General features: G+C 72.6%; 8 protein-coding genes. 2 read left to right on the top strand and 6 right to left on the bottom strand.

Features of this window, described 5'->3' with window-relative positions; translation table 11 throughout:
• Window positions 1–200: Tm-1-like ATP-binding domain-containing protein (locus AN216_RS27935; protein WP_170842981.1), on the bottom strand; the 200-nt coding region annotated here is incomplete at its 3' end.
• 360 nt (window positions 201–560) lie between these two features.
• On the opposite strand from AN216_RS27935, the gene AN216_RS00745 reads away from it, so the two are divergent.
• Window positions 561–1928 carry an ROK family transcriptional regulator gene (locus AN216_RS00745; RefSeq protein WP_079166101.1) on the top strand — a complete coding sequence of 456 codons (1368 nt, stop codon included), beginning with the start codon at window positions 561–563 and terminating at the stop codon, window positions 1926–1928.
• A gap of 295 nt (window positions 1929–2223) precedes the next feature.
• Window positions 2224–3216 (top strand): GNAT family N-acetyltransferase, encoded by a 993-nt coding sequence (locus tag AN216_RS00740; RefSeq protein ID WP_070194593.1) that lies wholly within the window; start codon window positions 2224–2226, stop codon window positions 3214–3216.
• Window positions 3217–3298: 82 nt separating this feature from the next.
• Here AN216_RS00740 and AN216_RS00735 read toward each other — a convergent pair whose 3' ends face one another.
• From AN216_RS00735 to AN216_RS00715, 5 genes are all read right to left on the bottom strand, one after another.
• Window positions 3299–4540, bottom strand: a complete 1242-nt coding sequence (locus AN216_RS00735) for a cytochrome P450 (RefSeq protein WP_244502258.1) — start codon at window positions 4538–4540, stop codon at window positions 3299–3301.
• 180 nt (window positions 4541–4720) lie between these two features.
• Entirely contained in the window at window positions 4721–5320 is a 600-nt protein-coding gene (locus tag AN216_RS00730) for a GTP-binding protein (RefSeq protein WP_070194592.1), read from the bottom strand.
• Entirely contained in the window at window positions 5310–5684 is a 375-nt protein-coding gene (locus tag AN216_RS00725) for a DUF742 domain-containing protein (RefSeq protein ID WP_070194591.1), read from the bottom strand. Before AN216_RS00725 ends, AN216_RS00730 begins: the two co-directional genes overlap by 11 nt.
• Window positions 5681–6115 (bottom strand): roadblock/LC7 domain-containing protein, encoded by a 435-nt coding sequence (locus AN216_RS00720; RefSeq protein ID WP_070194590.1) that lies wholly within the window; start codon window positions 6113–6115, stop codon window positions 5681–5683. The genes AN216_RS00725 and AN216_RS00720 overlap by 4 nt, the downstream gene beginning before the upstream one ends.
• A complete protein-coding gene (locus AN216_RS00715) occupies window positions 6112–6564 on the bottom strand; it encodes a hypothetical protein (RefSeq protein ID WP_070194589.1) in 453 nt (150 codons plus the stop codon). The genes AN216_RS00720 and AN216_RS00715 overlap by 4 nt, the downstream gene beginning before the upstream one ends.
• Window positions 6565–6737 lie beyond the last annotated feature (173 nt).

The raw sequence follows: 6737 nt of genomic DNA, 5'->3' as shown, positions 1-6737 counted from the left end.
TGCCCGACGGTCGCGGCCGGCGGGCGACCGCCGGCCGACGCCACCGCGTCCCGGCCGATGTCCGGCGTGATGCCCGGGGCGCCGAGCACGCCAGCGTCGATCAGCAGTACGGAACACCCGTGGTCGGTGAGCCGCGTACGCAGGTGGGCGTACTCGGCGTGCTTGGTGTCCAGCGTCCCGATCAGGACCACTACGGGCACGTGCGTCTCCTCGCTCGCGGCTGTCCCGGCCGAGGCCGAGGCCGTACGCGGCGCAGGCGTCTCGGCGGGCGTGTCAGGGAAGTGTGCAGAGTGGGGCATCTGACCCGCCTTCCGACGATCACCGGCACAAGGCGACCGACCTGAGAGCGTCCGGCGGTGGGTGAGCGGCGTCGGTCGCCGATGCCCGGCGCCCGGCTGCGTTGTCGTTGGTCGACAGCGCCTCCGGCTGCCTCCCTCCTCCGCCTTGCCGGACTTGGGCCTCGACGCCCTCCTTCTCCCACTCACCCACCGCCGGACGCTCTCAGCGAGAAGTATCTCGGATTGCACCGAGCACATCGATATATCATGGTACTAACCGGTATGTGTCAGGCGCATGAGGGGGACATCCTGAACGCAGCGGAGGCTGATCCGGGGCCGGACATCGGACGGTCCGAGACCGCGTCGGAGCGGACGACCGCCCGGGCCGCACGCACGGCCCGAGCGGGTGAAGTGTTGGATCTGGTACGGCGCGGACGGGCCAGCACGACCTCGCAGATCGCACAGCAGATGGGACTGGCCCGGTCCACCGTCGCGGAGCGCGTCGAGCTGCTTCGGGCGCACGGCCTCCTGGAGCAGGGCCCGGACGTCGGTGCGGGCGGTGGCTCGGGTGACAGCAGGGACAGCGGCTCGGGTGGCAGCAGGGACAGCGCCGCGAGCGGCACCGCACGCCGGGGCAGGCCGCCCTCCGTGCTCACCTTCAACCCCGGCGCGGGCCTCGTCCTCACCGCGCAGCTGGGCATGAGCGCCATCCGGGCGGCCGTCACCGACCTGCACGGTCGGATTCTCTGGAGCCGGTTCGTCGACCTGGACATCGGCTACGGCCCGGACGTCGTACTGGCCCGGGTGGAGCGCGAGTTCACCCGGGGTCTGACCGCGCTCGGCGCCTCACCCGCGCGCGTGCACGGCATCAGCGTGGGGGTGCCGGGCACGGTGGAGCTGGGCACGACCCAGCCGCCGCCCAGCGGCCCCACCCGGCCCTGGATCGACTACCCGATCGCGGAACGGCTCGCCAACCTGTACCCGGGCCCGGTCTTCGTCGAGCCGGACATCAACCTGCTGGCGCTCGGGGAACACCGCGGGGCCTGGCCCGACGCCCCGGTCTTCGTGCTGCTCAAGGTCGGTACGGTGATCGAGTCCGGCATCGTGATCGGCGACCGGGTGGCACGCGGGGCCGCCGGCCTGGCCGGGGAGATCGGTCACACACACGTGCCCGGCGCGTCCGCGGAGTGCGCCTGCGGCAACGTCGGCTGCCTCAGCGCCATCGCCTCCGGCGGCGCCCTCGCCCGTACGCTGAACGACGGCGGGCACGCCATCGGGACCGCCCGCGAGGTGGCCGAGGCGGCGAACGGGGGCGTGCTCGAGGCACGTCAGGCGGTACGGGAGGCGGGCCGGGAGATCGGCGAGGTGCTCGCCGGGGTGATCAACCTGCTCAATCCGCAAGTCATCAGCATCTGGGGCTACTTGGCCGACGCCGGGGACCACCTCTTCGCCGGCGTGCACGAGAGCGTGTACCGCTACGCCGTGCACGCCGCCACTCGCAACCTGCGGATCGAGCGGTCCCGGCTGGGAGACGACGCGAGCACCCGGGGCGCCGCCGCGATGGTCGTGGAGCGCACTCTGCTGCCCGAGGCGATCGACCGCTACATCCAGCGGGCGCAGGACTGCGAGCAGGTGCACGAGCCCGGCTGACGTGGCGGCCCGCGTGCCCCGGCGCGGCGGCCCGCGTGCCCCGGCGCCGGCAACCCACGCCGATGACCTCGGCGTTCCCGTGCCAGAGTTGCGGAGGACACATTGCCCGCCAGCCCGGGTACGACTACCTTGGGGCTGCCAGCAGGCACGTGTTGTCCTGGGGTTGGCCGGGTGTTCCCGGTCAGCCACGCCATACCGGCCGTCCGTAGAGAAGGAGGTGTGCGGTTATGCGTACGAACCTGCCGTGGTCGCGCCCGCGTACTGTCACCCCGAACCTTCAGACCACGGAGACGCCGTGTCGCAACACTCCGAGCAGCCGGCCCCCCGCGCTGCCCACAAGCCCCTTCGCATCACCGCGCTGACCGATCCCGAACCAGCCGTCGCCAGCGAGCGCCTGGTGTGGCTCGCGTCCGACCTGGACGGCATACCCACTGGCTCCGCCTTCCTCCGCCGCTTCACGCACGCCGGCCAGTCGCACCTCGCCGAACTGCACCTGAGCGTGCATCCCGCCGAGCGCCGACAGGGCACCGGCAGTCGGCTGCTGGAGGCGGCCGTGGCCGCCGCGCGCGCGGACGGCCGGCGCAGCGTGCTGGCGCAGGCGGGAGCCGGTTCGCCCGGCGAACGCTTCCTGGCCGCACGCGGGTTCCGCCCGGTGCTGGCGCTCACCTACGCCCGGTTGCCGCTCGACGGCGGCCCGCCGGCGGACCGTACGGACGGCGGTGAGGGCGACCGTACGGACGAGGCCGCGCCCGCGTGCCGCCTCGATCGGGCGGCGCTCGCGGAGCTGGCCCGCCGGCCGCACCCCGGATACCGGCTGGTGAGCTGGTCCGGCATGGTGCCCGACGAACTGGCCGAGACCTTCGCAGCGTCCCGCCGCGCGATGGACGACATGCCCATGGACGACACCGACTACGGCACCGTGGCCTGGGACATCGCACGCGTACGGGCCGCGGCCGAGGCCGTGGCGAAGCGCGGCGACCTGTTGTACACGGTGGTGGCCGTCGACACCTCGGACGACTCGATAGCCGCCTTCACCGAGGTCGTGGTGCCGGGCAACGGCCGGGGCGACGGCCAGCACTACGGCACCGGCGTGCTGCCCGAGCACCGGGGCCGCGGCCTCGGCCGCTGGATCAAGGCCGAGTCGGTGCGCTGGGTGCGGGGGGAACACCCGGGGCTGGGCGGACTGTTGACGGACACGGCGGACAGTAACCCGTACATGCGGCGGATCAACGACGCACTGGGCTACCAGCCGACGCACCGCAGCGTCGAGTACCAGCTCGACCTGTGAGACCTTCCTGAGCCCCGGACGCGACCGGGACCCGATCCGGTGGTTCGCGCGGGCTGCGCGTCGGATCGGGTCCCGGCCCTGCTCAACCCGCCGGCGCGACCCGGACGGGGAGGCTGTGCCAACCGCGCAGCACGTTGTTCAGCGCGCGCACGGGCTCGCCGTCCAACTCCAGTTCGACACAGCGGTCGACGAGCGAGGACAGCAGCGATCCGGCCTCCAGAGCGGCGAGGTGGTTGCCGGCGCAGGAGTGCGGCCCGCTGCCGAGCGCCAGGTGCTCGGCGGCGTCGGCGCGGTCCACCCGGAAACTGTCCGCGTCCGCGCCCCACTTGCGCGGGTCGCGGCCGGACGCGCCGTGGGAGACCCAGAGTTGGTCGTTCGCCGCGATCGCCGTACCGCCGATATGGGTGTCCCGGGTGGCGCGGCGGCCGAAGCCCTGCACGGGCGCGTCGTAGCGGATGGTCTCGTGGAAGGCGTTCTCGCTGGAGGCGTCTGACGCGCGTAGAGCCGCCCACTGCGCGGGGTGAGTGGCCAGCAGGTGGATGGCGGTGGACAGCCCGTGGATCGTGGTGTCCATACCGGCGGTGGTGTAGGCGGACATCAGCGGCACGCAGTCCGCCTCCTCCAACCGCCCGTCGTCCACCGCCTGGTAGATGGCGGACATCCAGGAGCCGGGCCGTACGGTGTCGCGGGACACCTCCTCGTGGAGGAAGGCCAGCATGGCGCCGGCGATCGGCGCGGACCGCTGGTAGCGCTCGTTGTCCGGTCCGAACAGGTCGAAGGTGGCCGCGGCGCCCTCCAGCACCTTCCCGCGAGTGGAGTCGGGCAGCCCCATCAGCTCCATCACCACGTCCGCCACCATCCGGGTGGCCAGCTCGACGGCGTCGAACCGGCCGCGGTTGACGTACTCCACGACCAGGTCGTCAGCCTGCCGACGGATGCGTTCGGCCAGGGACCTCATGGCGCGCGGATTGAGCTGCCGGGACAGCGGGCGCCGGAGCCGGGCGTGGTTCGCGCCGTCGGAGGCGAGGACGGTGCCGGCGAGGAACTGCTGGTTGGCCAGGTCGGTGAGGGCGACCCCGTCGACGCTGGAGAACGTCTCGGTGTCCTCCAGCACCTGCTTCACCTCGGCGTATCCGGTGACAGCCCAGGCCTGGTGGCGGCTGAGCCAGACGGCCGGGCCGGCTTCGCGGAGCGCGGCGTAGGGGGCGTACGGCTCGCTGAGCGTGGCGTCGCTGAACAGGTCGGTGTCGGAGACGGGCACGGCACCGGAGGCGGGTATGTCGGAGGGCGATATGTCGGAGGGCGCGGACTCGGAGGAGGGCAAGACGGGCCAGCCTTTCGGAGATGCGGCTCGGAACGTGTGGCTCGGATCGTGCGACTCGGAGACTCGGGAACTGTGCGGACGAGGGAACCGCGCGGATGGGGAGTTGCGCGGGTGGGGTGGTGGGTACGACTCGGTGCCGCGCGGCCTGGGGAGTGCCGGCGCGGGGCGGGAAGTTGACCGTTACGCCGAGGTCACGGAGCGGCTGAGCCGGTAGTCGATGAGGGACACCAGGGTGTCCCGGGTCGACGTGGGGTTACGGGCGTCCAGGTGCACCACCGGGACCTCCGGGCGCAGGTCCAGCGAGTCCCGGATGTCCTGGCTGGAGTAGGCGTACGCGTCCGGGAAGCGGTTGACGCCGACCAGGAACGGCACGCCCCGCTTCTCGAAGAAGTCGACGGCGGCGAAACTGTCCGTCATCCGCCGGGTGTCGGCGAGCACGATCGCGCCGATCGCCCCGCGCACCAAGTCGTCCCACATGAACCAGAACCTGTTCTGGCCTGGAGTGCCGAACAGGTACAGCACTATGCCGTCGAGGGTGCGGCGGCCGAAGTCCAGGGCGACCGTGGTGGAGGTCTTGTCGCTGACCCCGGACACGTCGTCGACCGGTTCGCTGGCGGTGGTGAGCTGCGCCTCGGTGGACAGCGGCTCGATCTCGCTGACCGCGCCGACGAACGTCGTCTTGCCCACGCCGAAGCCCCCGGCGATGAGGATCTTCGTCGAGTCGGGCACGGGCACCTCGGAATCGGGCGCGCTGGGCGCGCCGGGAGCGTTAACTGACATTCAGGAGTCCGTCTCTCACTCGTCGTAGCAGGGCGTCGGTGACCACGCTGTCCGCCGTCATGTCCAGCGGCGCGCGGGTGGTGACCTGTCCGGCCGCACGCAGTTCCGCCACCATCACCCCGGCGACGCCGACCGGCAGGCCCAGGTGCGCGGCGAGTTCCGCGACGGCGCGGCCCGTACGGCAGAGGGAGATGATCCGTGCGTGCTGGGAGCCGGAGGGCGGCCCCGTCACGCCACTGTCCGGCACCGCGGTCACCTGGGTGTCCAAGTGGATTCCGCTGTCACCGTCGAGGTCGTGCACCTTCCCGCCCGTGGGGGACCAGGGGCGGGAGCGGCGACCGGACGGCGGCGGACGCCCCGTCACGTGTTGGCACCTCCCTGGGCCGGGGTGCGTAGCTCGGCGTCCAGGACGTGCGCCAGCCGCTTGGTGAGCAGCGTGCTCTCGTACGCGATGGTGCCGAGGTTGGCGTCCTGCTCGACGCTGAGGGCGAGGTACGAGTGGTGGCCGATGCGGCCGACGACGACGAAGCCGTCCTCCATCTCCAGGATCACCCGGCGCACCGCGCCGCCGCGCTCCTCGGCGGCGTACCGGTCGGCGAGGTTGCCCAACACCGAGGCCATCGGGGCGCGGCGCTCGGCGGTGCTGTCGTCCAGGATGCTCCAGTACATGTGGACGCCCTCGTCGGAGAGGACGACCGCGCCGCGCACGCCCGCGATGTTGTCGATCTTCTCGTCCAGGATCTGCTGGACTTCCGGGTTCCTGGCCTTGTGGTTCCGGCTGAGGTGGTTGCTCATGGGGCTTCGTCTTCTTCCTGTTCTGCGGCACGGGTCCCGGACTGCCAGGCGCCCCAGTTGAGGCCGACAGTCGTGGCGGGCAGGTCGCGGTCCTGGTCGTACGCGGGGACGGCGGGGGAGGCGTCGGTGAGCTGGGGGGCGATGTGGGTCTGGGGTTGGCGTTTGGGCAGCGGCGGGGCGGCGGCGTCGGTCTGCTCCGGCTCCCCGGGCAGCGTCCCGCCACCTGTGTGCCCGCCGGGCGGGGCCGCTGGGCGGGGCTCGTTGGCCCGGGGGCCGCTCGTGGTACCGGGGGCCGGGGCGTCGGTCGTACGGGAGTCGGCGGGCCGCTCGGAGGCCTGCTCCTCGGTGGTGGCCGAGCCCAACGACCCGGTGTTCCCCGGGTGCGCACGCTCGGCGTGCGGGTTGCGTTTGGGCAGCGGGTCAGCGGCCGGGACGCGCGGCGAGGGCACGGACTCCTGTTGACCGGGCTGCTGTGGCCCCGGTTGTTGCTGGCCGTGCTGCTGGCCGGGCTGGTGCTGTGCTGGTACGGCGGGCTGTGCCGGCGTGACCGGCTGCCCGGGGTGCGGGCCGTCGTCCGGACGCGGCGTGCGGTGCTCGGACTGCCCGCCGCCCGCGGCGTGCT

The organism is Streptomyces oceani (assembly GCF_001751245.1).
GTDB lineage: Bacteria > Actinomycetota > Actinomycetes > Streptomycetales > Streptomycetaceae > Streptomyces > Streptomyces oceani.
Note: the sequence above shows the minus strand (reverse complement) of the source record. Positions and strands in the feature narration are given on the sequence as shown.